The sequence below is a fragment of the Escherichia sp. KTE52 genome (assembly GCF_000408325.1).
Lineage (GTDB): Bacteria > Pseudomonadota > Gammaproteobacteria > Enterobacterales > Enterobacteriaceae > Escherichia > Escherichia marmotae.
The window spans coordinates 342,500-365,061 of record NZ_KE138677.1 but is presented as its reverse complement, the minus strand read 5'-3'; the positions used below and the strand labels follow the sequence as shown (position 1 = coordinate 365,061).

Annotated in this window: 26 protein-coding genes and 1 pseudogene; 9 read left to right on the top strand and 18 right to left on the bottom strand. The window is 50.6% G+C overall.

Going from position 1 to position 22,562, the window contains the following annotated elements:
- The first annotated feature begins 317 nt into the window (after positions 1-317).
- Complete coding sequence (locus A1SC_RS25790) at positions 318-476, top strand: hypothetical protein (protein WP_172955709.1); 159 nt, start codon at positions 318-320, stop codon at positions 474-476.
- A gap of 88 nt (positions 477-564) precedes the next feature.
- Here A1SC_RS25790 and A1SC_RS15295 read toward each other — a convergent pair.
- Positions 565-1,676, bottom strand: a pseudogene (locus A1SC_RS15295) (porin).
- Between the two features lie 648 nt (positions 1,677-2,324).
- Between A1SC_RS15295 and drpB the strand changes: the two are divergent.
- The 4 genes from drpB (at position 2,325) to A1SC_RS15310 (ending at position 5,277) form a co-directional block, all read left to right on the top strand.
- On the top strand, positions 2,325-2,606 hold the full coding sequence (gene drpB, locus A1SC_RS0121475) for a cell division protein DrpB (protein WP_242664688.1): 282 nt from the start codon (positions 2,325-2,327) through the stop codon (positions 2,604-2,606).
- Positions 2,607-2,645: 39 nt separating this feature from the next.
- On the top strand, positions 2,646-3,341 hold the full coding sequence (locus A1SC_RS15300; protein ID WP_016262086.1) for a phosphohydrolase: 696 nt from the start codon (positions 2,646-2,648) through the stop codon (positions 3,339-3,341).
- A 66-nt stretch (positions 3,342-3,407) separates the two neighbouring features.
- Positions 3,408-4,826 (top strand): DNA-cytosine methyltransferase, encoded by a 1,419-nt coding sequence (dcm, locus tag A1SC_RS15305; protein WP_001157228.1) that lies wholly within the window; start codon positions 3,408-3,410, stop codon positions 4,824-4,826.
- A complete protein-coding gene (locus tag A1SC_RS15310) occupies positions 4,807-5,277 on the top strand; it encodes a very short patch repair endonuclease (protein WP_000785975.1) in 471 nt (156 codons plus the stop codon). Before dcm ends, A1SC_RS15310 begins: the two co-directional genes overlap by 20 nt.
- Here the strand turns inward: A1SC_RS15310 and yedA are convergent.
- Positions 5,266-6,186, bottom strand: coding sequence for a drug/metabolite exporter YedA (gene yedA, locus A1SC_RS15315; protein WP_001212246.1), 921 nt, complete (start codon positions 6,184-6,186; stop codon positions 5,266-5,268). The two genes, A1SC_RS15310 and yedA, sit on opposite strands and share 12 nt — an antisense overlap.
- A gap of 172 nt (positions 6,187-6,358) precedes the next feature.
- Between yedA and A1SC_RS15320 the strand changes: the two genes are divergently transcribed.
- The 3 genes from A1SC_RS15320 to dgcQ all read left to right on the top strand — a co-directional run bounded on the left by A1SC_RS15320 (position 6,359) and on the right by dgcQ (position 9,424).
- Complete coding sequence (locus A1SC_RS15320; RefSeq protein WP_000922674.1) at positions 6,359-7,276, top strand: DUF808 domain-containing protein; 918 nt, start codon at positions 6,359-6,361, stop codon at positions 7,274-7,276.
- Positions 7,277-7,354: 78 nt separating this feature from the next.
- The gene (locus A1SC_RS15325) at positions 7,355-7,537 is read left to right on the top strand and encodes a YodC family protein (protein ID WP_000011632.1); all 183 of its coding nucleotides are present in this window, start codon (positions 7,355-7,357) and stop codon (positions 7,535-7,537) included.
- Positions 7,538-7,729: 192 nt separating this feature from the next.
- A complete protein-coding gene (gene dgcQ / locus A1SC_RS15330) occupies positions 7,730-9,424 on the top strand; it encodes a cellulose biosynthesis regulator diguanylate cyclase DgcQ (RefSeq protein WP_016248837.1) in 1,695 nt (564 codons plus the stop codon).
- On the opposite strand, the gene A1SC_RS15335 is transcribed toward dgcQ, so the two are convergent.
- Entirely contained in the window at positions 9,421-10,236 is an 816-nt protein-coding gene (locus A1SC_RS15335) for a mannosyl-3-phosphoglycerate phosphatase-related protein (RefSeq protein ID WP_016262084.1), read from the bottom strand. The genes dgcQ and A1SC_RS15335 overlap by 4 nt on opposite strands.
- A gap of 296 nt (positions 10,237-10,532) precedes the next feature.
- Positions 10,533-10,760: a peroxide/acid resistance protein YodD gene (gene yodD, locus A1SC_RS15340; RefSeq protein ID WP_001516578.1), complete on the bottom strand. Its 228-nt coding sequence runs from the start codon at positions 10,758-10,760 to the stop codon at positions 10,533-10,535.
- A gap of 162 nt (positions 10,761-10,922) precedes the next feature.
- On the opposite strand from yodD, the gene dsrB reads away from it, so the two are divergent.
- Positions 10,923-11,111 (top strand): protein DsrB, encoded by a 189-nt coding sequence (gene dsrB / locus A1SC_RS15345; RefSeq protein ID WP_000867217.1) that lies wholly within the window; start codon positions 10,923-10,925, stop codon positions 11,109-11,111.
- Between the two features lie 43 nt (positions 11,112-11,154).
- Here dsrB and rcsA read toward each other — a convergent pair whose 3' ends face one another.
- The 14 genes from rcsA to fliF form a co-directional block, all read right to left on the bottom strand.
- Positions 11,155-11,778, bottom strand: a complete 624-nt coding sequence (gene rcsA / locus A1SC_RS15350; protein WP_000103995.1) for a transcriptional regulator RcsA — start codon at positions 11,776-11,778, stop codon at positions 11,155-11,157.
- A gap of 289 nt (positions 11,779-12,067) precedes the next feature.
- Positions 12,068-12,853, bottom strand: a complete 786-nt coding sequence (gene fliR, locus A1SC_RS15355; protein WP_001516577.1) for a flagellar biosynthetic protein FliR — start codon at positions 12,851-12,853, stop codon at positions 12,068-12,070.
- Positions 12,854-12,861: 8 nt separating this feature from the next.
- Positions 12,862-13,131, bottom strand: a complete 270-nt coding sequence (fliQ, locus tag A1SC_RS15360) for a flagellar biosynthesis protein FliQ (RefSeq protein ID WP_000187358.1) — start codon at positions 13,129-13,131, stop codon at positions 12,862-12,864.
- A gap of 10 nt (positions 13,132-13,141) precedes the next feature.
- Positions 13,142-13,879: a flagellar type III secretion system pore protein FliP gene (gene fliP / locus A1SC_RS15365; RefSeq protein ID WP_001253435.1), complete on the bottom strand. Its 738-nt coding sequence runs from the start codon at positions 13,877-13,879 to the stop codon at positions 13,142-13,144.
- Positions 13,879-14,244 carry a flagellar biosynthetic protein FliO gene (gene fliO, locus A1SC_RS15370; RefSeq protein WP_016262083.1) on the bottom strand — a complete coding sequence of 122 codons (366 nt, stop codon included), beginning with the start codon at positions 14,242-14,244 and terminating at the stop codon, positions 13,879-13,881. Before fliO ends, fliP begins: the two co-directional genes overlap by 1 nt.
- A gap of 2 nt (positions 14,245-14,246) precedes the next feature.
- Entirely contained in the window at positions 14,247-14,660 is a 414-nt protein-coding gene (gene fliN / locus A1SC_RS15375) for a flagellar motor switch protein FliN (protein ID WP_001281690.1), read from the bottom strand.
- Positions 14,657-15,661 carry a flagellar motor switch protein FliM gene (gene fliM, locus A1SC_RS15380; protein ID WP_001516574.1) on the bottom strand — a complete coding sequence of 335 codons (1,005 nt, stop codon included), beginning with the start codon at positions 15,659-15,661 and terminating at the stop codon, positions 14,657-14,659. The genes fliN and fliM overlap by 4 nt, the downstream gene beginning before the upstream one ends.
- A 4-nt stretch (positions 15,662-15,665) precedes the next feature.
- Positions 15,666-16,130: a flagellar basal body-associated protein FliL gene (gene fliL, locus A1SC_RS15385; RefSeq protein WP_000133098.1), complete on the bottom strand. Its 465-nt coding sequence runs from the start codon at positions 16,128-16,130 to the stop codon at positions 15,666-15,668.
- Positions 16,131-16,234: 104 nt separating this feature from the next.
- Positions 16,235-17,362: a flagellar hook-length control protein FliK gene (locus tag A1SC_RS15390; RefSeq protein ID WP_016262082.1), complete on the bottom strand. Its 1,128-nt coding sequence runs from the start codon at positions 17,360-17,362 to the stop codon at positions 16,235-16,237.
- The gene (gene fliJ, locus A1SC_RS15395; RefSeq protein ID WP_000807573.1) at positions 17,359-17,802 is read right to left on the bottom strand and encodes a flagellar export protein FliJ; all 444 of its coding nucleotides are present in this window, start codon (positions 17,800-17,802) and stop codon (positions 17,359-17,361) included. Before fliJ ends, A1SC_RS15390 begins: the two co-directional genes overlap by 4 nt.
- An 18-nt stretch (positions 17,803-17,820) precedes the next feature.
- On the bottom strand, positions 17,821-19,194 hold the full coding sequence (gene fliI / locus A1SC_RS15400) for a flagellar protein export ATPase FliI (RefSeq protein WP_000213265.1): 1,374 nt from the start codon (positions 19,192-19,194) through the stop codon (positions 17,821-17,823).
- Entirely contained in the window at positions 19,194-19,880 is a 687-nt protein-coding gene (fliH, locus tag A1SC_RS15405) for a flagellar assembly protein FliH (protein ID WP_016262081.1), read from the bottom strand. The genes fliI and fliH overlap by 1 nt, the downstream gene beginning before the upstream one ends.
- Positions 19,873-20,868, bottom strand: coding sequence for a flagellar motor switch protein FliG (gene fliG, locus A1SC_RS15410; protein WP_000067961.1), 996 nt, complete (start codon positions 20,866-20,868; stop codon positions 19,873-19,875). Before fliG ends, fliH begins: the two co-directional genes overlap by 8 nt.
- Positions 20,861-22,519 (bottom strand): flagellar basal-body MS-ring/collar protein FliF, encoded by a 1,659-nt coding sequence (gene fliF / locus A1SC_RS15415; RefSeq protein WP_016262080.1) that lies wholly within the window; start codon positions 22,517-22,519, stop codon positions 20,861-20,863. Before fliF ends, fliG begins: the two co-directional genes overlap by 8 nt.
- Between the last annotated feature and the right edge of the window lie 43 nt (positions 22,520-22,562).

Sequence of the window (22,562 nt, the reverse complement as noted above, 5' to 3'; positions counted from 1 at the left end):
TACAGTAGCAACCAGAAACAGGTGTGCGAGGAGTGGCTAAGGTTACAGCAGATATAATGCACCAAATATTTAAGGCATAACTATAATTTTTAACAGATAAATTAATAATAATTTATAGTCTTTTTTATATTAAGATGTTTTCAGAGATTTTCTATGTACTGAAATATTGTTATTCCGGTGAATGTCTTTCTCGGGATGATAGGGAACTATCGCTTTATTATGCGTAGTTTTTCGCTAACGTTTCTTCAGGGCATATTCATTTACCTGGCTTTATTCCGGAATATGTAAGAATCCTGGAGCGTAGATATGTTTCTGACATGCATCGTTTTAAAGATGCACTACGTGATCAGGCTTTGCACTGTTTAGCGACTCTGGTTGAACAGAAACTGGCAGATGTTATTGTGCCGGGAGTCACCCAGGAATTGAGTTTTGTCGACATGCTACAGCGGTTGAGAGTGCCGCTGCTGGTGATTTGACGAGGGGGATAAAAAAGCCCGAGTTCAATGAGGGACGAACTCAGGCTGGATGAGTTTTTACAGTAACGTGCCGTGGCGCGTTGGCTGATTAGAACTGGTAGACGATACCAACTGCAAACTGGTCATCAGTTGCTCAGTAATTGCCGCGTCATCTTTATCCAGCATGTTGAATTTATATGCAGTATAAACGTTCATGTTCTTATTGAAGTAGTACCAAGTACCAACTTCAATGTAGTTCACGCGGTCAGCGTCAACATATCTATGGCCTGGGACGCCTTTAATATCTTTACCTTTGGAGTAGACATAACCTAAGGAAGGACGCAGACCAAAGTCGAACTGATACTGAACAACTGCTTCAAAGTTCTGAGTTTCGTTGAGCAGTTGATCATGCATTATCGAGTTGCCGTCTTTGTCGAAGCCGCCTGTATTAACTGATGTCGGTGTCATATTACGAGTTTCACCATACATCACAGCAGCGTAGACATTGTTCGCATCATATTTTGCTGCCAATGACCATACTTCTGCATTTGAACCGTTTCCATCAGCAACTTGCTCATTGGTACGATCAGATTTACCATAAACACCGACAATACCAAAACCATCAATGTTGTAGTCTACGGATAACGCATAGCCATCACCGTTTTGTTTAGTAACGCCACGATTGCTGTTCTTGCCTTGATACTGAATTGCAAAATTCAGTCCATCGACCAGACCAAAGAAATCAGAGTTGCGGTAGGTTGCAACACCGTTGGTACGACCGTTCATAAAGTTGTCAGCGGAAGCCCAGGAATCGCCGCCCCATTCAACTAACATATCGGTATAAGCTGCGGCATCATAGGCAACACCGTAGTTACGACCGTAGTCGAAAGAACCAAATCCGTTATATTTCAAACCGGCGAAGGTTAAACGGGTTTTTTCCTGATTAGAACCTTCAGGCTTGCTGGCATCAAGGTTGTATTCAAACTGACCAAAACCAGTCAGTTCGCTGGTAATCTGAGTTTCACCTTTAACGCCGAAACGAGCATAGGAGGTATCCTCGTTTTCGCTGTTATTATCATCAGTGTTCGACCAGATGCGTTCGCCAACCATCTTGCCGTAAAAATCAACTTTATTGCCATTCTTATTATAAATTTCAGCCGCATTTGCTGCGCCAGCAACTAATAACGCCGGGACCAGCATTGCCAGAACTTTTCTTTTCATTATGTATTCCCTTGTGATTATAATCTTCATGAATATATCAATAAGTGCCATTATCCAAAAAAAAGCACATTTGGATACTATTCTATGAAGTTCATTTTATTTTAAAGATTACATGTAACAAATATATTTAAAAGATTTCAAAATGTTTCTATCTTATTTAATATAATTCAAAATTATGAATTGCAGATACAAAAATTCATGTTATTTATGGTTGTATATCAATATATTATTGATTTTGCGGAAGGATAGTTTGTGTCAATGAGTGTTGCACCAAAGACCCTGAGTGATCTTGCGCACATTATGAATGGCATAAAAAAAGCCGGCATCATGCCGGCCCAAAAATATAAACAAGACGATAAAGGCTAATAACGGAGTTATCATGACACAGAAAACGAAAAAGGTATAATTGTATTCAGTGCTAATATATTCAATATGTGAATTAATTAATTATCCACTGCCGAAAGAAAAATACTTTCTTATTTGTTTTTTCTGCAAATAATAGCCATTGGCTAAGATTTATATATTTGTTCAAAAAATGAGTGAGACTTGACTGTCTCAACTAATGTGGAAAAATGTGACTTTTATCACATAATAGTGCTAAGTCTGAATTTCCCGGGTTATCTCAAAATGGAGTACGGTTCGACAACGATGGAAGAGAGACTTTCTCGCAGCCCTGGCGGCAAACTGGCTTTATGGGCTTTCTATACATGGTGTGGCTATTTCGTCTGGGTAATGGCGCGTTACATTTGGGTGATGAGCAGGATCCCGGATGCCCCCGTGTCGGGATTTGAAAGTGATTTAGGCTCTACCGCAGGAAAGTGGTTAGGGGCATTAGTGGGATTTTTGTTTATGGCCCTGGTCGGAGCGTTGTTAGGTGGTATTGCGTGGTACACCCGACCACGACCCGTGCGTAGCAGACGCTATGAGTAAAAACTGCTAAGGTTGCGACTCATTTGCAGCGGAGCGTGTATGGATTTACAACACTGGCAGGCACAGTTTGAAAACTGGTTTAAAAACCATCAAACGCACCAGGACGTGGCCCATGACCTGTGTCATTTTCGTCGTGTCTGGGCGACAGCGCAGAAACTGGCGTCAGATGAAGACGTCGATATGCTGGTCATTTTAACCGCCTGTTATTTTCACGATATTGTGAGCCTGGCGAAAAATCATCCGCAACGGCAGCGCTCCTCATTACTGGCGGCAGAAGAGGCGCGTCGCATTTTAAGTGCGGAATTTGTCGATTTTCCGCCAGAGAAAATAGACGCCATTTGCCATGCTATCGCGGCACACAGTTTCAGCGCACAAATTACACCTTTAACGGCGGAAGCCAAAATCGTGCAGGATGCAGACAGGCTGGAAGCTTTAGGCGCGATTGGTCTGGCGCGAGTGTTTGCGGTCTCAGGCTCGCTGGGTGTGGCGCTGTTTGACGGTGAAGACCCGTTCGCGCAGCATCGCCCGCTTGATGATAAACGCTACGCGCTGGATCATTTCCAGACTAAGCTGCTGAAACTACCGCAAACCATGCAAACGACAAAAGGTAAACAACTGGCGCAACACAACGCCCGTTTTCAGGTGGAGTTTATGGCTAAACTCAGCGCTGAACTGGCGGGCGAGAATGAAGGTGTGGATCATGACGTGATTCGTGCCTTTTCTCCTGCAGGCTGACCGCGTGGCCCTAAACTGAAGTAATTATGTTAACCTGTCGGCCATCTCAGATGGCCGGTTAAATCTATGCAGGAAAATATATCAGTAACCGATTCATACAGCACCGGGAATGCCGCACAGGCAATGCTGGAGAAACTGCTGCAAATTTATGATGTTAAAACATTGGTGGCGCAACTTAATGGTGTGGGTGAGAATCACTGGAGCGCGGCGATTTTAAAACGTGCGCTGGCGAATGATTCGGCATGGCACCGTTTAAGTGAGAAAGAGTTCGCTCATCTGCAAACGTTGTTACCCAAACCACCTGCACATCATCCGCACTATGCGTTTCGTTTTATCGATCTGTTTGCCGGAATTGGTGGCATCCGTCGCGGTTTTGAGTCGATTGGCGGTCAATGCGTGTTTACCAGTGAATGGAATAAACATGCGGTACGCACCTACAAAGCGAATCATTATTGCGACCCGGCTACGCATCACTTTAATGAAGATATCCGCGACATTACCCTGAGCCATAAAGAGGGCGTGAGCGATGAAGCAGCGGCGGCACATATTCGTCAGCACATCCCTGAACATGATGTTTTATTGGCCGGTTTTCCTTGCCAGCCGTTTTCCCTGGCTGGCGTATCGAAAAAGAACTCTCTTGGTCGCGCGCACGGTTTTGCCTGCGATACCCAGGGGACGTTGTTTTTTGATGTGGTACGCATTATCGACGCCCGCCGTCCGGCGATTTTTGTACTTGAAAACGTCAAAAACCTGAAAAGTCACGACCAGGGCAAAACGTTCCGCATCATCATGCAGACGCTGGACGAACTGGGCTATGACGTAGCCGATGCAGAAGATAATGGCCCGAACGATCCGAAGATCATTGATGGCAAACATTTTTTACCGCAGCACCGTGAACGCATTGTGCTGGTGGGTTTCCGTCGCGATCTTAATCTGAAGCAAGATTTTACCCTGCGTGATATCAGCGATTGTTTCCCTGCGCAGCGAGTGACGCTGGCGGAGTTGCTGGATCCGATAGTCGAAGCGAAATATATTCTGACGCCGGTGCTGTGGAAGTACCTCTATCGCTATGCGAAAAAACATCAGGCGCGCGGTAACGGCTTCGGGTACGGGATGGTTTATCCGAACAATCCGCAAAGTGTCACGCGCACGCTTTCTGCCCGCTATTACAAAGATGGCGCAGAAATTTTAATCGATCGCGGCTGGGATATGGCAACAGGTGAGAAAGACTTTGACGATCCGCAGAATCAGCAACATCGTCCGCGTCGGTTAACACCTCGTGAATGCGCACGGTTGATGGGCTTTGAAGCGCCGCATGAAGCGAAATTCCGCATTCCGGTTTCTGACACTCAGGCCTATCGCCAGTTCGGCAACTCGGTAGTCGTACCGGTCTTTGCCGCGGTGGCAAAACTGCTCGAGCCAAAAATCAAACAGGCGGTAGCGTTGCGTCAGCAAGAGGCACAACATGGCCGACGTTCACGATAAGGCCACGCGTAGCAAAAATATGCGCGCGATTGCCACGCACGATACAGCAATCGAGAAGCGCCTGGCCAGTCTGTTAACCGGACAGGGGCTGATGTTTCGCGTTCAGGGTGCCAGTCTACCCGGACGTCCGGATTTTGTCCTCGATGAGTATCGCTGCGTGATATTTACCCACGGCTGCTTCTGGCACCATCATCATTGCCATTTGTTCAAAGTTCCTGCCACACGAACGGAGTTCTGGCTGGAGAAGATAGGTAAAAATGTCGAGCGCGATCGTCGTGATATTAATCGATTGCAGGAACTCGGCTGGCGTGTATTGATTGTCTGGGAGTGTGCGTTACGTGGGCGAGAGAAGTTGACGGACGCGGCGCTGACCGAGCGTCTGGAAGAGTGGATCTGCAGCGAGGGTGCCAGCGCGCAGATCGACTCTCTGGGGATTCATTTACTCGCTTGATGTGTCCTGAATGACGGGGGCGACAACGGGTTTTGCGGGAAAGAGATATTTCCCCAGCGTTACCAGCACCACCGCGAAGACAATCACGCCCAGTGCCAGCCATTCAATCCGCGATAGCGTTTCGCCACCCAGCCCCGTACCCAGTAATACCGCGACCACCGGGTTAACATAAGCGTAGCTGGTCGCCAGAGCCGGGCTGACATTGCGGATTAAATACATATAAGCGTTGATGGCGATGATCGAACCAAACAGCGCCAGATAGCCGACCGCCAGGAAGCCCGAAAGAGAAGGGAGCGCCGTCAGTTTTTCACCCGCAATCATCGATGCGATCATTAACACCACGCCTGCCGCCAGCATTTCAATGGCTCCCGCCATCATCCCCACTGGCAGAGTGATTCGTGAGCCATAAACTGAACCAAATGCCCAACTCACAGACCCGATCAAAATCAGGATCGCGCCCCACGGATTGCCGCTTAAATTACCGCCACTGTTGAGCATGATGATCCCCGCTAACCCAATGGCGATGCCAAGCCACTCCAGTTTGCGCGTTTTTATGCCAAACAGGCGGCTGAAGCACAGGGTAAAGAGTGGCACCGTTGCCACCACCACGGCGGCAATGCCGGAAGGGACGTTTTGATGTTCGGCTACCGTTACCATGCCGTTACCGACAGCCAGCAGTAACAGGCCAATAAGCGCGGCATTAAGCAGTGGACGTAGCGGCGGCAATTTGTGCCCGCGCAGCAGTAAAAATGCCATTAGTAAAATACCGGCTGCCAGAAAGCGCACGCCCGCCATCATTAACGGTGGCCAGCTTTCTACCCCAATCCGAATGACAAAATAGGTTGAGCCCCAAATGATATACAGCGCAAACAGTGCGCCAAAAAGCGGTAACAACTGGCGGAAACGCATAATCCCTCACGATGGAAATAAAAAGGCGGTTCATAGTAAACGTGAAAATCATTTCACTGGCGAGAGATATAATCGTAATTGATTGTTAATAAAATGTTGACTTGTGAAGCAAGTATCAGACAAGCCGATTTTGCTTCATACTTAGCACCGTCAACAATAAAAATGAGAGGGAATGCTTTTGGCCGGGAGTAGTTTATTGACGTTGCTCGATGATATCGCCACTTTGCTGGACGATATCTCCGTGATGGGCAAGCTGGCGGCGAAGAAAACCGCTGGTGTATTAGGGGATGACTTGTCGCTCAATGCGCAACAAGTTTCAGGTGTGCGTGCCAACCGGGAATTACCCGTGGTCTGGGGCGTGGCGAAGGGATCGCTCATCAACAAAGTGATTCTGGTGCCGTTGGCGCTGATCATCAGTGCGTTTATCCCGTGGGCGATTACACCGCTGTTGATGATTGGCGGTGCATTTCTCTGCTTTGAAGGGGTAGAGAAGGTGCTGCATATGCTGGAGGCGCGTAAGCATAAAGAGGATCCGGCGCAGAGTCAGCAGCGCCTGGAAAAACTGGCAGCGCAGGATCCGCTGAAGTTCGAAAAGGACAAAATAAAAGGGGCGATTCGTACCGATTTTATTTTGTCTGCGGAAATTGTCGCTATCACGCTGGGGATTGTGGCGGAAGCGCCGTTGCTTAATCAGGTGCTGGTACTTTCAGGGATCGCACTGGTGGTTACCGTGGGCGTCTACGGTCTGGTGGGGATCATCGTTAAGATTGATGATCTGGGTTACTGGCTGGCGGAAAAATCCAGTACGGTTATACAGGCGCTGGGCAAGGGGTTATTGATTATCGCGCCCTGGCTGATGAAAGCGTTATCGATCGTCGGCACGCTGGCGATGTTTCTCGTCGGTGGTGGCATTGTGGTACATGGTATTGCGCCGCTGCATCATGCTATTGAACATTTCTCCGGGCAGCAGAGTGCGCTGGTGGCGATGATATTACCGACTGTTTTAAATCTGATTCTTGGTTTTATCATCGGTAGCATCGTCGTATTGGCAGTGAAAGCAGTAGCGAAAATGCGCGGTCAGGTACATTAATATTCTCACTGGCTGGTATGCAAAATTCGCCATTCTCGACTAAGGTGAACAAGTTTCACTCGAAAAAAGGAGGCGAGTATGAGCTTTGTGGTGAGTGAGGAAGTAACGGTTAAAGAGGGCGGCCCGCGGATGATTGTTACCGGGTATTCCAGCGGCATGGTTGAGTGTCGCTGGTATGACGGTTACGGCGTCAAACGGGAAGCCTTTCATGAAACTGAGCTTGTTCCGGGGGAGAAGAGTCGTTCATCGGAAGAAGTTTAAAAGCGTATAATTAACACCAGGGCAGATAAGGCGTTCACGCCGTATCCGGCGATTGTGCCAACGTTGGCATTGAAAGCCTGATGCGACGCTGGCGCGTCTTATCATGCCTCGTTATAAAAATATTGTTGTTTGGCGGTACGCTATTGCCAGGTTATGCCAGAATCATAAGAAAGCAGGTTGGGAGTTGTCAGGGTGCTGCACGAGACAGAAATGGAAAACCAGAGCTGGCTGAAAAAACTCGCGCGCCGCCTGGGGCCTGGTCATGTCGTTAATCTCTGCTTTATTGTGGTGTTGATCTTCTCAACTTTACTCACATGGCGTGAAGTCGTCGTACTGGAAGATGCCTATATTTCAAGTCAGCGTAACCATCTGGAAAATGTTGCCAACGCGCTTGATAAACAACTGCAATATAACGTTGATAAGTTATTATTTTTGCGTAACGGGATGCGCGAAGCCCTCGTTGCGCCGCTCGATTTCACCTCTCTGCGCAATGCCGTTACCGAGTTCGAACAACGTCGCGATGAACATGCCTGGCAGATAGAACTCAACAGACGACGTACCCTGCCGGTAAATGGCGTCTCTGATGCGTTAGTCAGCGAGGGGGATCTGCTTTCTCGCGAAAATGAATCCCTGGACAACGAAATTACCGCCGCGCTGGAAGTCGGTTACTTGCTGCGACTGGCGCACAACTCCTCGTCGATGGTTGAACAGGCGATGTATGTCTCGCGCGCCGGATTTTACGTTTCTACGCAGCCGACGCTGTTTATGCGAAGTGTGCCCGGGCGTTACTACGAATTTGTCACCCAACCCTGGTTTATCGGTCATTCACAACGAGAAAACCGCCAACGTGCGGTGCGTTGGTTTACCTCTCAGCATGACCATAACAATGTTACTGAACCACAAGTCACTGTAAGCGTGCCGGTTGACAGCAATAATTACTGGTATGGCGTGCTGGGAATGAGTATTCCCGTGCGTTCAATGCAGCAATTTTTACAAAATGCTATCGATAAAAATCTCGACGGTGAATATCAACTCTACGACAGTAAACTGAAATTATTGACCTCTTCCAACCCGGAGAATCCTACCGAAGATCTCTTTGATCCTCGCGAACTGGCATCACTTGCGCAGGCCATTGAACACGATACGCGCGGTGGAATCCGGATGAACAGTCGCTATGTTAGCTGGGAACGGCTGGATCATTTTGACGGGGTATTAGTGCGAATCCATACGCTTAGCGAAGGTGTGCGTGGTGATTTCGGCAGTATCAGCATTGCATTAACCCTGTTGTGGGCGCTCTTCACAACCATGTTACTTATCTCCTGGTATGTGATTCGCCAGATGGTCAGCAATATGTTTGTCCTGCAAAGCTCGTTGCAATGGCAGGCGTGGCACGACACTTTAACCCGCCTGTATAACCGTGGCGCACTGTTCGAAAAAGCGCGTCCGCTGGCCAAAATGTGCCAGACACACAAACATCCTTTTTCTGTCATTCAGGTCGACCTTGACCATTTTAAAGCGATTAATGACCGCTTTGGTCACCAGGCGGGCGACCGTGTGTTGTCACATGCTGCCGGATTAATTAGTCGTTCATTACGACCCCAGTATGTTGCCGGACGGGTTGGTGGTGAGGAGTTTTGTGTGATTCTGCCTGGCGCCAGCCTGGAGCAGGCAAAAGAAGTTGCCGAACATATTCGTCTGAAGCTGAATGAAAAAGAGATGTTGATTGCCAAGAGCAAGACTATCCGCATCAGTGCTTCATTGGGGGTGAGCAGCAGTGAAGAAACCGGTGATTATGATTTTGAACAATTGCAATCGCTGGCCGATCGTCGGCTGTATCTCGCTAAACAAGCAGGACGTAATCGGGTCTGCGCCAGTGATACCCCTTAACGGACGGTAAAAAAGTGATCCAACCCCTCGCGCCAGCCATCAGGACCTTCTCGCTGCGTTCGCCAGACACGAGGCGGATCCTCATTTTGCAGATGAATGCCTTCCCGGTTTAGCCCTTTCACAATGACCGCGTAATCCATCACTTCCAGTAATGGCGCGTCATTTGGACCATCGCCTAAGCCAAGCGTCGTCGGACGTTCTCCGCCTGATTGTTGATATGCCGCGATGATCCAGTTGGCGGCCTGATCTTTTCCGGCAGAGGCGTCCAACACATGCCAGAAGCGAGCGCCCTGGACAAACTGCAACCCTAACTCGTTCAGGCGAGCGGTAAATTGCGTCATTTGCTCGTCACTGTCGCGCCAGATGAGCGTGACCGAGGCTTCATGCAATTGCGTCAGCGCCGCCTGGCTACGGCTTAATCCAGTCCATTCAGCAATGGTTGTCTCATCGACATCATCAAAAGTGGTGAATTTGAAATGTTCTTTCTCGCGTAACGTATTCAACACCAGACTAATTTCACTATGGGCAATACCCGAGATGATACGGGGGAAACCATCTATATCTTGCCATTGATGATCCAGTTGGATCACCGCTCCGTTTTCGGCAATCAGCGGCAACCCTTGCAGACCCAGGATTTTTTGCAAGTACAGCATTTCCGTCGACGTTTTACTGCTGCAGAGAATCACTGGAACGTCTGCTTCTCGTAAACGGTTTAGCCAGGGAGCGGCAGGCTGCCAGTCATAGCTATGACTGTCCAACAGGGTGCCATCGAGATCGGTGAAAATCAGCAGTGGTTGTTGAATTGAAAGCATGGTAGCGCATACTCCCTTTACCAGGATGTTTCTCAAAATAGCACGATTTGTATTTGATCATTTTTTGGGAGCGATCCCGCCCGTAGCAGAGGCCATAAGGGGTGACGAAAGTCACAATTTCATTCATTAGTGATATTAATCATTCATGCAAAGAATATTTCCTTGTCAGCGAAAAAAATTGCAGATAAGGTGATGAACACATCAGATTTCCTGGTGTAACGAATTTTTTAAGTGCTTCTTGCTTAAGCAAGTTTGATCCCGACCCCCACAAGGGCCGGGATTTTTTTATGTCGCATTTAGCGGTTTACTTCCGAGACGCTAAAGTCATGAATATCCAGTTCAAAGGCATCCGCTAATTCACGCCATGTATGGTATTCACGACCATCGATACTGACGTGTTCTGAATCACTCTGGCTGCGATGAACTTCGCTTTCGCTAATTTCATTGATCGCCGCCAGCAGGGCATCGACATCGACGCTGACCTCACGTTTTGCGGTATCGCTGTACTCTTTTGCGGTTTTCATCATCTTTCCTCGCAACCGTTACTCATTTGATGCTGCTGACCGTGATGCACGCCTGGCATCTTTTAAGTATAGACCGTCGAGAAAATCAGCACTCGCGCTCATCCGGCGCTGCCAGCAAAAAGAAATTGTTCTACACTGGCACAAAGCCACAGGAGGAAAATGATGAAGGTGAATGATCGGGTAACAGTCAAAACGGATGGCGGTCCGCGTCGTCCTGGCGTGGTACTGGCAGTTGAGGAGTTTAGTGAAGGCACAATGTACCTGGTTTCGCTGGAAGACTACCCGCTCGGCATCTGGTTCTTTAATGAGGCAGGGCATCAGGACGGTATCTTTGTGGAGAAAGCAGAGTAATTTCATTCAGCCTGACTGGTGGGAAACCACCAGTCAGAATGTGTTAGCGCATGTTGACAAAAATACCATTAGTCACATTATCCGTCAGTCGGACGACATGATAGATAACTTGTTTATTATGCGTTTTGATCTTACGTTTAATATTGCCTTTATGCGATGAAACGGTCTTGGCTTTGATATTCATTTGGTCGGAGATCTGAATGGTTCCCTGACCAGCCATCCACATTCGTAACATACTCGATTCGGTTCGACTCAATGATAACGTCGGCATATTTAAAACAGTGGCCATTGTTGTCTCTTTTTTCAGAATATCGCCAAGGATATCATCGAGAGATTCCGGTTTAATTGATTTAGAACTAATCAATAAATTTTTTCTGACCAACAGATATTCATCAAAATGAACATTGGCAATTGCCATAAAAACGATAAATAACGTATTGGGATGTTGATTAATGATGTGCTTGATACGCTGACTGTTAGAAGCATCGTGGATAAAACAGTCCTCATTAATAAACACCACTGAAGGGCGCTGTGAATCACAAGCGATGGCAAGGTCATCAACGGTTTCGATGTCGTTGATTTCTCTTTTTTTAACCCCTCTACTCAACAGATACCCGGTCAAACCTAGCCGGGTGTAACTACATAAATCCATAATAATCGTTGACATGGCATACCCTCACTCAATGCGTAACGATAATTCCCCTTACCTGAATATTTCATCATGACTAAACGGAACAACAAGCATCACCTAATGCGGCACTCTCGCGATTTTTCAGGCGGACTTACTATCCCGTAAAGTTCTTTATAATTTGCCTGGAATTGTCTTAAAGTAAAGTAAATGTTGTGATATGTGAGTGAGACTAAAATAAATATTGCGCCAGCGGAGTATCCTGGAAGATGTAGCCTGATTTTATTTTTCGGATAATCCTTAGGATAACACGATAAACATTACGGAATCATATTGCTGGAAATTCGCTAATAATATCGGCAAGCAAATTAAAAATTTCACTGAATAAATGTTCGCAAAACGGAGCAATTAACGGCATTAATGCTGCCATTAATGAAATACCGACCGTCAGAGTTAATGGAAAACCGATAACGAAAATTGATAATTGCGGAGCCATACGATTAAGTAATCCCAGCGCCAGATTCAGTGTCAGCAGCAGGGTAATAATCGGTAATGCCAGCATCAATCCGTTGAGAAAAATTAAACTTCCTGCTTTGGTGAGCGCCAGAAACGCATTGTTGTTAAGCGGCTCGCCCCCAATAGGCAGAGTGTGAAACGTATCGACCAGCAGCGAAATCAACCATAAATGGCCGTTAAATGTCAGGAACAACAGCAGAGCCAGCATATCCATAATACGCGCCAGAACGGGCATATTAAGATGGCTGCCTGGATCGACGAATGTCGCAAATGAAAGCCCCATTTGCAGACCGATAATTTCTCCAGCAGTTCGCACAGCGGCAAAGGCAAATTGCATGGTAAACCCAAGGGCAATGCCAATCAGGATTTGCTGCACCGCCAGCCACAGGGCATGGAACGAAAAAACGGGAACATCGTTGGCTGGTAATGCCGGGGCAATAGCGAAAGTGATCATCATCGCGAGTCCCAGTTTCACCCGTTTCGGTATACTACGTTCGCTTAAAATGGGCGCGGTGGAGATCAGCGCCAGCACGCGCAGCAATGGCCAGAAATACAGACTTAACCAGGAAAGCCATTGTTCGCTTGTTACCTGCAACATAGCACGCGCTACCCGATGATATACGGCAGGTTAGTGAACAAGGTGCGGACGTAATCCAGCAAGAGGTTGAGCATCCACGGCCCGGCAATAATAATGGCGATAAATACGGCGATGATTTTCGGAATAAACGATAGCGTCATTTCGTTAATCTGCGTGGCAGCCTGCAAAATGCTGATAATAAGGCCAGTCACCAGCGCCACCAGTAGCAGCGGGGCGGCCAGCGCCAGAGCGACTTTCATCGCTTCCGTCCCCATCATCATGACCGATTCAGGTGTCATTTTGCCCTCTCTAACTATAAAAGCTCTGCGCCAGCGAACCGACCAGCAATTGCCAGCCATCCACCAGCACAAACAGCATCAGTTTAAATGGTAGAGCAATGGTCGCGGGGGGCACCATCATCATCCCCAACGCCATCAACACGCTGGCGATCACCAGGTCGATAATCAGGAAAGGAATGAAAATCGTGAAGCCTATCTGGAATGCGGTTTTCAGCTCGCTGGTCACATAGGCCGGTAGCAAAATGCGCATCGGCACGGCTTCCGGTCCCGGCAAGGGGCTGGTATTTGCCAGTCTGGCAAACAACCCTAAATCTGCCTCGCGGGTCTGACGCAGCATAAACTCACGCAGCGGTTGCGCCCCTTTTTCCAGCGCCTCCTGCATTGAGATTTTCTCTTCGCTGAATGGCTGGTACGCATCGACATAAATTTTGTCGATAACCGGTGACATAATAAAAAAGGTCAAAAACAGCGCCAGTCCCAGCAATACCTGGTTGGGCGGGGCGGAGGGGGTTCCCAGCGCGTTACGCAGTAAACCAAAAACGATGATGATGCGAGTGAAACTGGTCATCATCAGTAAAATCGCCGGAATAAACGTCAGCGAGGTGATGAACACCAGCGTCTGCACCGGAAGCGACCAGCTTTGTCCTCCGCCAGGCAGCGGTTGGCTGGTGATGCCAGGCAGTTGCGCAAAGGCGAGGGGGCTGACCAGCCAGAGAAGAGCAGGAGCGACAGATAACAGACGACGCATCAGGATCTCCCGTTACGCTTGAGCAAATTTTTCATTAGCGACTGGAAATCGGTCTGTGGCATCTCTTCCGTTGGCGCAGAAGGGGGAAGTTTATGCAATAGATTGATTTGCCCTGCGGTGACGCCGAGTACCAGTCGTGCATCTTCCACATCGATCACCACTACCCGCTCGCGCGCGCCAAGTGAAGCGCTGGCGCTGACTCTTAACCCGCGGGCGTCGCTGCGTTTGGCGGCAAATCCCAGCCGTTTCACCAGCCACGCTGCAGCGAGAATCAGGACAATAATGGCAATTAATGCGCCACTCACCTGCAGGAGCGGCGCGGTGGAAACCGGCGTGGTTGGTTGCACGGTGGCGTGGTTATTCATCACTAACGGCTCAGGCGGCGCATCCGCTCAGACGGGGTAATGATATCGGTGATCCGCACGCCATATTTATCGGCAACGACCACAACTTCGCCCTGGGCGATTAAATAGCCATTGATCAGAATATCCAGCGGTTCGCCAGCCAGACCGTCCAGCGCCACCACTGATCCTTGCGTCAGGCGCAACAGCTCTTTGATAGTCATTCGTGTGCGACCCAGTTCGACGGTCAGTTTGACCGGAATATCCATAATCAGGTCGATATCCTGCAATGTTCCACTGACGTCGCCGCCACCAAGCTGTTGGAACACCGCCTCAGTGGCGCTTTTGCCGCTGGTTGATTTTTGTTCGCTCAACGCTTCAGCCCACAGATCGTCCATTGCGCCGTTGTTGTCATCGGCCGGATTATTCAAGTCACTCATTTGGGCTGTTCCTCGTTCAGAGAATTCAAAATCGGGTTAATCAAATGTTCTATCCGTAACGCATACTGGCCATTGATGGTGCCGTACTGGCTGGTCAGCACCGGAACGCCGTCAACGTGCGCGATGATACGATCGGGTTTTTCTATCGGCAGGACATCGCCGGGTTTCAGTTTCAAAATCTGCGACAGGCGCAGCGAAATATCGGCAAAGTTGGCGATCAACTCCAGTTGTGAATGCTGTACCTGACGCACCAGATTATCGCGCCAGTTCTGATCTTCATTACGCGAGTTTTCCAGTGGCGGGTTAACCAACAATTCCCGCAGCGGCTCGATCATGCTGAATGGCAGGCAGATATTAAATTCACCGGTCAGGTTGCCAATTTCGACATGAAAAGGCGTATTAACCACAATGTCGTTTGGTGAGGTGGTGATATTGGTAAATTTCACCTGCATTTCCGAACGTACATACTCGACTTCCAGCGGATTAATCGCCTTCCAGGCGTCGCTATAGCCTTCAAGCGCCAGCTTTAACATGCGGTTGATGACGCGCTGTTCGGTATGGGTAAACTCGCGACCTTCCACTTTGGTAGGGAACCGACCATCGCCGCCAAACAGGTTATCCACGGCAATAAATACCAGGCTTGGCGAGAACACCACCAGTCCTGTGCCGCGCAGCGGTTTCAGGTGGATAAGGTTAAGGTTGGTCGGCACTGGCAGGTTGCGGGCAAATTCATGATATGGCTGGATACGGATCGCCCCGACGGTGATGTCCGGGCTACGACGCAGCAGGTTAAACAGCCCCATGCGGAAATGTCGGGCAAAACGTTCATTAATGATTTCCAGCGCCTGCAAACGTTCGCGCACAACCCGTCGTTGCGTATTGGGATCGTAAGGCCGAATGTCATTGTCGCTGGTCACGCCGGAAGTCGGTTCGTCTTTGACCTCGCTGTCGCCATTCAACAGTGCATCAATTTCAGCTTGAGAAAGAATACTATCGCCCATGTCGTTATCGCAGAATAAAAGCGGTATACAGCACGTCGGTGACATCCTGTTTCGGTTGCCCGGCAACAAGCGGGGTGGAGAGTATGGCTTTAATCGCGGCAATCAGCTTTTGCTTGCCTTCTTCGGTTGCCAGCACGGCGGCATCCTGACGCGAAAACAGTAACAGCAAGCGACTACGAACTTCCGGCAAATACTCGCTCAGGCGCGAACGGGTGGTTTCATCTTTTAGTCGCAGAGTAATACCGATATAAAGCACACGATCCGCATCGCCCAGGTTGACCGTAAAAGTGTCCAGTGCGTAGAAGACCGGTGAGGGCATGACATGTTGCTGCGCATTGTCGTCAGTCGCCGCCTGATGCGAGTGCCAGTAGCTGTACCCCGCGCTGGCGCAGGCCGCGAGAGTAATGAATACCAGAATCGGGAACCAAAGCGATCGCTTGCTTTTCTTGCTTATCGCGTAATCAGTCATGTGTTGCGGTCTTCCTGTGTCGCTACTGCTTATCGGTTAATTATCCTGTGTCTTGATCGCGACAAAGCGGGGAAAAGACGCAGGTTAAGGGGTTACCTCTGACGTTAGGCGAAAATATCAACGCCACAGTTGCCTGCTACACGCCCTCGTAAAGAGGCAGAAATTGGCAGTGCATCGTCATCTTCGCCAGCCTTGCGTTCATGGTTTATTGTGCGCTGGCTTTGCTGTTGCTGAGACGCCGCCTGTTGCTGACTGCTAGAACTTTCGCCGCTGATATTGCTCTGCCCCAACTGAATACCGCTTTCTGCCAGTTGTGTACGCAGTACCGGAAGAGCCGCTTCCAGGGCGGCGCGCACGTGCTGATGCGGCGAAACCATCTGGATTTGCGCCTGGTTGTCATCCACTTTGAGGGAGATGTGCACTTCACCTAAATCCTGCGGGTGCAAACGCAATTCAGCGCTTTGTTGCCCCTGACGGGTAAACAGTGAAATATGTTGGCTTAAGGATTGTTGCCATTCATGGGAACCCAGCGGGGCACTCAAAACAGGCGCTGCGACGGTGGGCAGAGGCTGCGTCTGGTGTGGAGTGATTAGCGGGCTGGCAGCAGCAGTCACTGGCGAAGGTGTGATGATGACTTCCGCTTTGCTCTGGGCTTCAGCTACCAGCGGTGTTAATGGCTGGACTGACGCTTCAGCGGTGTCGCCAGGCTGTGCTGTTGTGCGTTGCGCAGAAGTCAGTTTTGTGGGGTGTGCTGGCTTTTCTGTCGGTAACACGGTTGATGGTGTGTCAGTTACTTTGGGCGTATTGTCAAAACCCGGCAACATTGCGAAAAGGGCGCTCAGGCTGGCCGCGGCGTCTTCATTAAGATCATCCGCTTTTTCGTCTTTTGCCGTGTCTTTGTCTGGCACCGCAGCCAGCGTAATCGCCTGAGCGGTGATTAATGGTGTTGATGTGGATTGTTCGTCGTTGATGACGGGCTGTGTTCCATCCACAGAGATCCGTAAATCTGGTTGTTGCGCGTCGTTCTGAATATCGCTGACCAGCGGCTCGACTTTGATGACAAGTTTATCTGTCGCCACCAACAATGGGGGCGTAGATTTGTTGTTTGTTGTCTCGCCTGCTAATGCTCCGCTCAACAAAACGAGAAAATCTTGTGCGCTATCGGTGGCTTTACCGCCGGACAGCGTGGTGGTGTCAACGTCAGCGGTAATCAAGGGCGCTAAGCGAATCATTCTGGTTTCCTCATGGCGGCGCGCTGGGCAAACTCATCCATCTTTTTCTGATCGAGGCGGTTTTCTGCTAACAGTGCCGCCGTGGATTGCCGTTCCTGCAGTGTCTGCCAGGCCTGCAAACGTTGTTTCTTTTCCCGCCAGTTATTCAGGGCAACATCAACTTTCTGTGTCCACTGTGTAAGTTGCTGGTGGTGCTGAGTAATGGCTTTTTCCAGCGTCTGGATAAATTGCTGATAGTTAATCCAGCGATTGCTGGTCATTCCTGCACTCATATCGCTATTCAGGTTGTTACGATATTCATTCTGATAATCGATCAGCATTTTGAGTTGCTCTTCTGCCTGCTGGCATCCGCGACGCATTTCACCCAACAGTCGTGCGGCGTTATCCACCTCTTTTTCTGCCAGATCTTTCAGGGTCGCCAGTGCGCCATGTTCTGCCATCTGCTGTTATCTCCTGAGTTATGACACCGTTGGGAAAATGTGCTCCAGCCCCTGGAGAGAGTCTTCCCAGTCCGCGCGTTCAAAAATGCCTTGTTGCAAATAGCCCTCAAGCTGCGGCCATAAGGCGATGGCTTTATCGAGCATGGGATCGCTGCCTTTGGCATAAGCACCAACGCTGACCAGGTCGCGGTTGCGCTGAAAACTCGACAACAACTGTTTGAATGTGCGCACCCGCGCGTAATGTTGCTCGCTGATCAGTGCTGTCATTGCACGGCTGATTGACGCTTCAATATCAATTGCCGGATAGTGTCCGGCTTCCGCCAGACGACGAGACAGTACGATGTGCCCGTCGAGGATCGCCCGCGCGGAGTCGGCAATCGGATCTTGCTGATCATCACCTTCGGTGAGCACGGTATAAAAAGCGGTAATCGAGCCGCCGCCGCTGATGCCGTTTCCGGCACGCTCGACCAATGCCGGTAGTTTGGCGAATACCGATGGAGGATAGCCTTTGGTGGCAGGCGGTTCGCCAATCGCCAGCGCAATTTCACGCTGAGCCATCGCGTAGCGGGTGAGGGAATCCATAATTAGCAACACATGCTGACCCCGATCGCGAAAATCTTCGGCAATGCGCGTGGCATAGGCGGCACCTTGCATTCGCAGGAGCGGAGAAACATCGGCTGGTGCGGCAATCACCACCGAGCGCGCACGCCCTTCAGCACCGAGGATATTCTCAATAAAATCTTTTACTTCGCGTCCACGTTCACCAATTAAACCAACGACAATCACATCTGCACGGGTGTAACGCGCCATCATCCCCAGCAACACACTTTTGCCGACGCCGGAACCGGCAAACAGCCCCATACGCTGCCCGCGTCCGACGGTAAGCAGGGCATTGATTGGACGCACGCCCGTATCCAGCACGTGCTCAATCGGCGTACGTTGCAATGGGTTAAACGGCGGGGTAATTAATGCACCGGTTTCAGTCGTATCGGGAGAGGGCTGGCCGTCGAGTGGTTTACCGCTACCGTCCAGAACGCGACCTAACAACGCCGGACCGAGCGGTAATTGCTTGCCGCTTTGCAACCCTTGTGGGGAGATGTTTTTGGCATAAACGCGTGCGCCAGGCAGTACACCTTCCACTTCCTCCAGCGGCATTAAAAACAGCCGTTGACCGTTAAAGCCAACCACTTCGCTTTCCACTTCGTGAGTTTCAGCGCCGTTCTGGCGTTCAATCACACAGGTTGCGCCGAGCGGTAGTTGTAATCCGGTAGCTTCCAGCACCAGCCCGGTGGCGCGGGTTAATCGCCCGTAGCGGCGTACCGCAGGAAGTTGCGCAATTTTGGCTTCAAAGCTATCCAGCGAGGTTAACCAGCGTGTCAGGCGAGTGGTCATCACACCACTCCAGGTGCTGCCAGACGGCAGAGTTCTTGCCAACGGGTGGCGACACTGGCATCGAGATCGCCTTCATCGGCAGAGACTTTACAGCCGCCGGGATGCAGAGTTGGATCGCCGCGCAACCGCCAGCCGTGCAGGCTTAACGTTGCGCCAAGCATCTCATCGACGCGTTGCAGGTCATCCGGATGCACGCGTAACTGTGGTTTGCCGCTGAATAACGGTTCCTGCTGTAGCAACTGCTGGATCTGTTTGATCAGTGCCTGGCTGTCCACCGTGGGCGTCTGACCGATCACCTGACGCGCTGCCTCCAGAGCCATTTGCATCAGCCGCGAAGCTATCACGCTATCCAGCGCGTCAAGGGTGGTCTGGAATTCGCTGACCAGTTGCTGCATCCGCGCATGAATCGGTGCTTGCTGAGATTTCGCCTGCACCAGTCCTTGTTCCAGCCCCTGTGCCAGACCCTCCTGATAGCCTTGTTCATGGCCTGTCTGGCGACCTTCGGCAATCCCCGCCTGATAACCTTGCTCGTGAGCCTGCATTTGCAGTTGTGCCAGTTGTTGTTCAAGGCGGGGTTCGATCTCTTCAGTGACGGTTTCTTCCGGCTCCATCAGCGGCACAAACTCTGCCTGTGGCGGCGCAAGATCGTCAGGCGTCCAGGTTTTCCACGGCAGGTTATCAGACATAGGTGTCCTCGCCGCTGCCAATCACCATTTCGCCAGTTTCGGCAAGGCGGCGCACAATCAGCAGAATCGCTTTCTGCTCGTTCTCCACCTGCGACAAACGTACCGGACCACGGTTGGCGAGGTCGTCGCGCAGGATATCGGCGGCGCGTTGCGACATATTGCGCAGGAACTTCTCGCGCAGTGGCTGTTCGGCACCTTTCAGGGCGATCAGCAGCGATTCGGAATCCACTTCCTGCAACAGACGCTGGATACTGCGATCGTCGACATCCACCAGATTTTCGAACAGGAACATTTCGTCGATGATTTTCTGCGCCAGCTCACCGTCAAATTCACGCACGGCGGTAATAACCGCCTCTTCCTGCTGGGTTTTCATCAGGTTGATAATTTCGGCTGCTGTTCTCACGCCGCCCATTTTGCTGCGTTTGAGATTCTGACCGTCGAGCAGACCATTCAGCACTTCGGTCAGTTCCGCCAGCGCGGCAGGCTGTACACCGCCAAAGGTGGCGATACGCAGCATCACGTCGTGACGCAGACGTTCATCGAACAACGCCAGAATATCGGCGGCCTGGGCGCGCTTCAGATGTACCAGAATGGTGGCGATAATCTGTGGATGTTCATCGCGAATAAGATCGGCGGCACTCTGCGGCTCCATGAAGTTGAGCGTTTCTATGCCGCTGGCGGTGTCGCGGGTTTCGAGAATATCTTCCAGCAGGCTGGCGGCACGCTCTTCGCCCAGCGCTTTCACCAGCACCGAACGCAGATAATCGTTGGCGTTAATATTCAGAGCGGCGAACTGTTCAGCTTCTTGTTCAAACTCCGCCAGCACTTCAGTTAACTGTTTATTGGAGATCTGCGTGACATTTGCCATCGCTGCGCTCAGGGTTTGCACTTCGCGCTGGGAGAGGTGCTTGAACACTTCAGCCGCCCGATCTTCGCCAATGGTCATTAGCAAGATGACGCTTTTATCGGTGCCTGTCAGGTTACTCATGATCGTTATTTATCCACTGGCGAATGACCAGCGCTACTACGCGCGGATCGTTATCAGACATGTCACGGATACGCTGGCTCATTACTTCCGCTCCCAGACGTTGGTTAGCACGGCGTTGCTGCAATTGTTCGTCTTTGCTGAGGCGTACTTCCACCGCATCTTCCACTTCCTGGCGAGCCTGTGGCTGCTGTTGTACGGCGCTCACCGCCTCGGCGCGGCGTGTTAACTGCGGGTGTACCGCTTTACGCCACAGCAGCCACGCCACCAGTAGCACCAGCAACCAGCGACCGGCAGCCAGCAGTTGATCGATAAACACTTGTTGTTGCCAGAACGGCAGTTCTCCACCGCTTTCGTCACCGCTGTTGAAGGGGGAGTTGACGACATTGAGTGAATCTCCGCGCTTTTCAGAAAAGCCCATCGCCTCGCGGGTCAGATCTTCAATCTGCTTCATCTGTTCGGCGCTCAGTGGCAGCGGTTTACCATCCGGCAGCGTTTTGTAATTCACCACGACGGCGACCGACAAACGTTGCACGTCGCCTACGTTCATTTTGGTATGACGAATAGTGCGATCGACTTCGTAGTTGCTGGTTTCATTACGCTGGGTGCTGCGCGGGCCGCTATTACTGGTGGTGCTTGTTTGTTGCTGACGGTTGTTTTGATTTGCCGGAGGCGTACTGATTGGCGCGTTATTGGCAGGCGCGGGCTGATTCGATAATGCGCCAGGCACGCCGCCAGGGTAACCGGAACCGCTTTGTTCGCTCTCATTCAGTTGACGGGAACGGAGCGCCGCCTGTGACGCATTGCCATTAGGGCGATACTGTTCTTCGGTTTGCTCTTTACTGGCGAAATCCAGTTGTGCCGTCACCTGAGCGTGAATATTGCCGTTGCCGACAACTGGTGACAGGATCGCTTCAATACGCCGCTGAATGCGACCTTCAACATCACTGGCATATTTTAACTGGACGTCATTAAGATCGCGCCCGCTGGTGCTGGACTGGGTTAACAGATGCCCACCCTGATCCACCAGCGTGACGTTACCCGGTGGCAATCCGGCTACCGCACTGGAAACCAGATGCACAATGGCACTGATTTGCCCTTCATCCAGCGCGCGACCAGGTAAAAGATTTACCGTCACTGATGCCGAAGGGGATTTTTGTTCACGGACAAATAAAGACGGTTTCGGCATCGCCAGATGCACGCGCGCTCCTTTTACCGGGCCGATAGTTTCGATGGTACGGGAAAGTTCACCTTCCAGCGCTCGCTGATAATTCACCTGTTCGCTGAACTGGCTGATACCAAACTTTTCCTGATCGAGCAGTTCAAAACCGACCGCGCCGCCTTTAGGCAAGCCTTGCTGTGCCAGACGCAGACGTAGCTCGTGAACTTTATCTGCCGGAACTTCAATCGCGCCGCTGGCTTCGCTGAAGCGGTAAGGAATATTCATTTGTGTCAGTTGGCTGACGATCGCACCGCCATCCTGATCGGAAAGATTGCTGAATAACGTGCGGTAATCAGGGGCTTTTGCCCACAGAATTAACGCGACCATCACTGCAACCGCCGCGGAAGCAGCAACAACCAAAGGTATTTTCGGATTTGCGCGCAGGCGATTAAGCCACTCAAGAGATTTTGTCTGGGCTGCAGTCGCATTCATCGCGCACCTCGTGGCAGATGATAGACAGCGGTATTGGCAAAGT

Bases quoted from the DNA above. Each gene is read 5' to 3' on its own strand.
- dsrB (WP_000867217.1), top strand. From the start codon at position 10,923: ATGAAGGTGAATGATCGGGTAACAGTCAAAACGGATGGCGGTCCGCGT.
- fliL (WP_000133098.1), bottom strand. From the start codon at position 16,130: ATGACTGATTACGCGATAAGCAAGAAAAGCAAGCGATCGCTTTGGTTC.
- A1SC_RS15390 (WP_016262082.1), bottom strand. From the start codon at position 17,362: ATGATTCGCTTAGCGCCCTTGATTACCGCTGACGTTGACACCACCACG.
- rcsA (WP_000103995.1), bottom strand. From the start codon at position 11,778: ATGTCAACGATTATTATGGATTTATGTAGTTACACCCGGCTAGGTTTG.
- yodD (WP_001516578.1), bottom strand. From the start codon at position 10,760: ATGAAAACCGCAAAAGAGTACAGCGATACCGCAAAACGTGAGGTCAGC.
- A1SC_RS15310 (WP_000785975.1), top strand. From the start codon at position 4,807: ATGGCCGACGTTCACGATAAGGCCACGCGTAGCAAAAATATGCGCGCG.
- fliH (WP_016262081.1), bottom strand. From the start codon at position 19,880: ATGTCTGATAACCTGCCGTGGAAAACCTGGACGCCTGACGATCTTGCG.
- fliP (WP_001253435.1), bottom strand. From the start codon at position 13,879: ATGCGTCGTCTGTTATCTGTCGCTCCTGCTCTTCTCTGGCTGGTCAGC.
- A1SC_RS15325 (WP_000011632.1), top strand. From the start codon at position 7,355: ATGAGCTTTGTGGTGAGTGAGGAAGTAACGGTTAAAGAGGGCGGCCCG.
- fliO (WP_016262083.1), bottom strand. From the start codon at position 14,244: ATGAATAACCACGCCACCGTGCAACCAACCACGCCGGTTTCCACCGCG.
- fliN (WP_001281690.1), bottom strand. From the start codon at position 14,660: ATGAGTGACTTGAATAATCCGGCCGATGACAACAACGGCGCAATGGAC.
- A1SC_RS15335 (WP_016262084.1), bottom strand. From the start codon at position 10,236: ATGCTTTCAATTCAACAACCACTGCTGATTTTCACCGATCTCGATGGC.
- fliG (WP_000067961.1), bottom strand. From the start codon at position 20,868: ATGAGTAACCTGACAGGCACCGATAAAAGCGTCATCTTGCTAATGACC.
- fliI (WP_000213265.1), bottom strand. From the start codon at position 19,194: ATGACCACTCGCCTGACACGCTGGTTAACCTCGCTGGATAGCTTTGAA.
- dcm (WP_001157228.1), top strand. From the start codon at position 3,408: ATGCAGGAAAATATATCAGTAACCGATTCATACAGCACCGGGAATGCC.
- fliF (WP_016262080.1), bottom strand. From the start codon at position 22,519: ATGAATGCGACTGCAGCCCAGACAAAATCTCTTGAGTGGCTTAATCGC.
- drpB (WP_242664688.1), top strand. From the start codon at position 2,325: ATGGAAGAGAGACTTTCTCGCAGCCCTGGCGGCAAACTGGCTTTATGG.
- fliM (WP_001516574.1), bottom strand. From the start codon at position 15,661: ATGGGCGATAGTATTCTTTCTCAAGCTGAAATTGATGCACTGTTGAAT.
- fliQ (WP_000187358.1), bottom strand. From the start codon at position 13,131: ATGACACCTGAATCGGTCATGATGATGGGGACGGAAGCGATGAAAGTC.
- A1SC_RS15300 (WP_016262086.1), top strand. From the start codon at position 2,646: ATGGATTTACAACACTGGCAGGCACAGTTTGAAAACTGGTTTAAAAAC.
- A1SC_RS25790 (WP_172955709.1), top strand. From the start codon at position 318: ATGCATCGTTTTAAAGATGCACTACGTGATCAGGCTTTGCACTGTTTA.
- yedA (WP_001212246.1), bottom strand. From the start codon at position 6,186: ATGCGTTTCCGCCAGTTGTTACCGCTTTTTGGCGCACTGTTTGCGCTG.
- A1SC_RS15320 (WP_000922674.1), top strand. From the start codon at position 6,359: ATGCTTTTGGCCGGGAGTAGTTTATTGACGTTGCTCGATGATATCGCC.
- fliR (WP_001516577.1), bottom strand. From the start codon at position 12,853: ATGTTGCAGGTAACAAGCGAACAATGGCTTTCCTGGTTAAGTCTGTAT.
- fliJ (WP_000807573.1), bottom strand. From the start codon at position 17,802: ATGGCAGAACATGGCGCACTGGCGACCCTGAAAGATCTGGCAGAAAAA.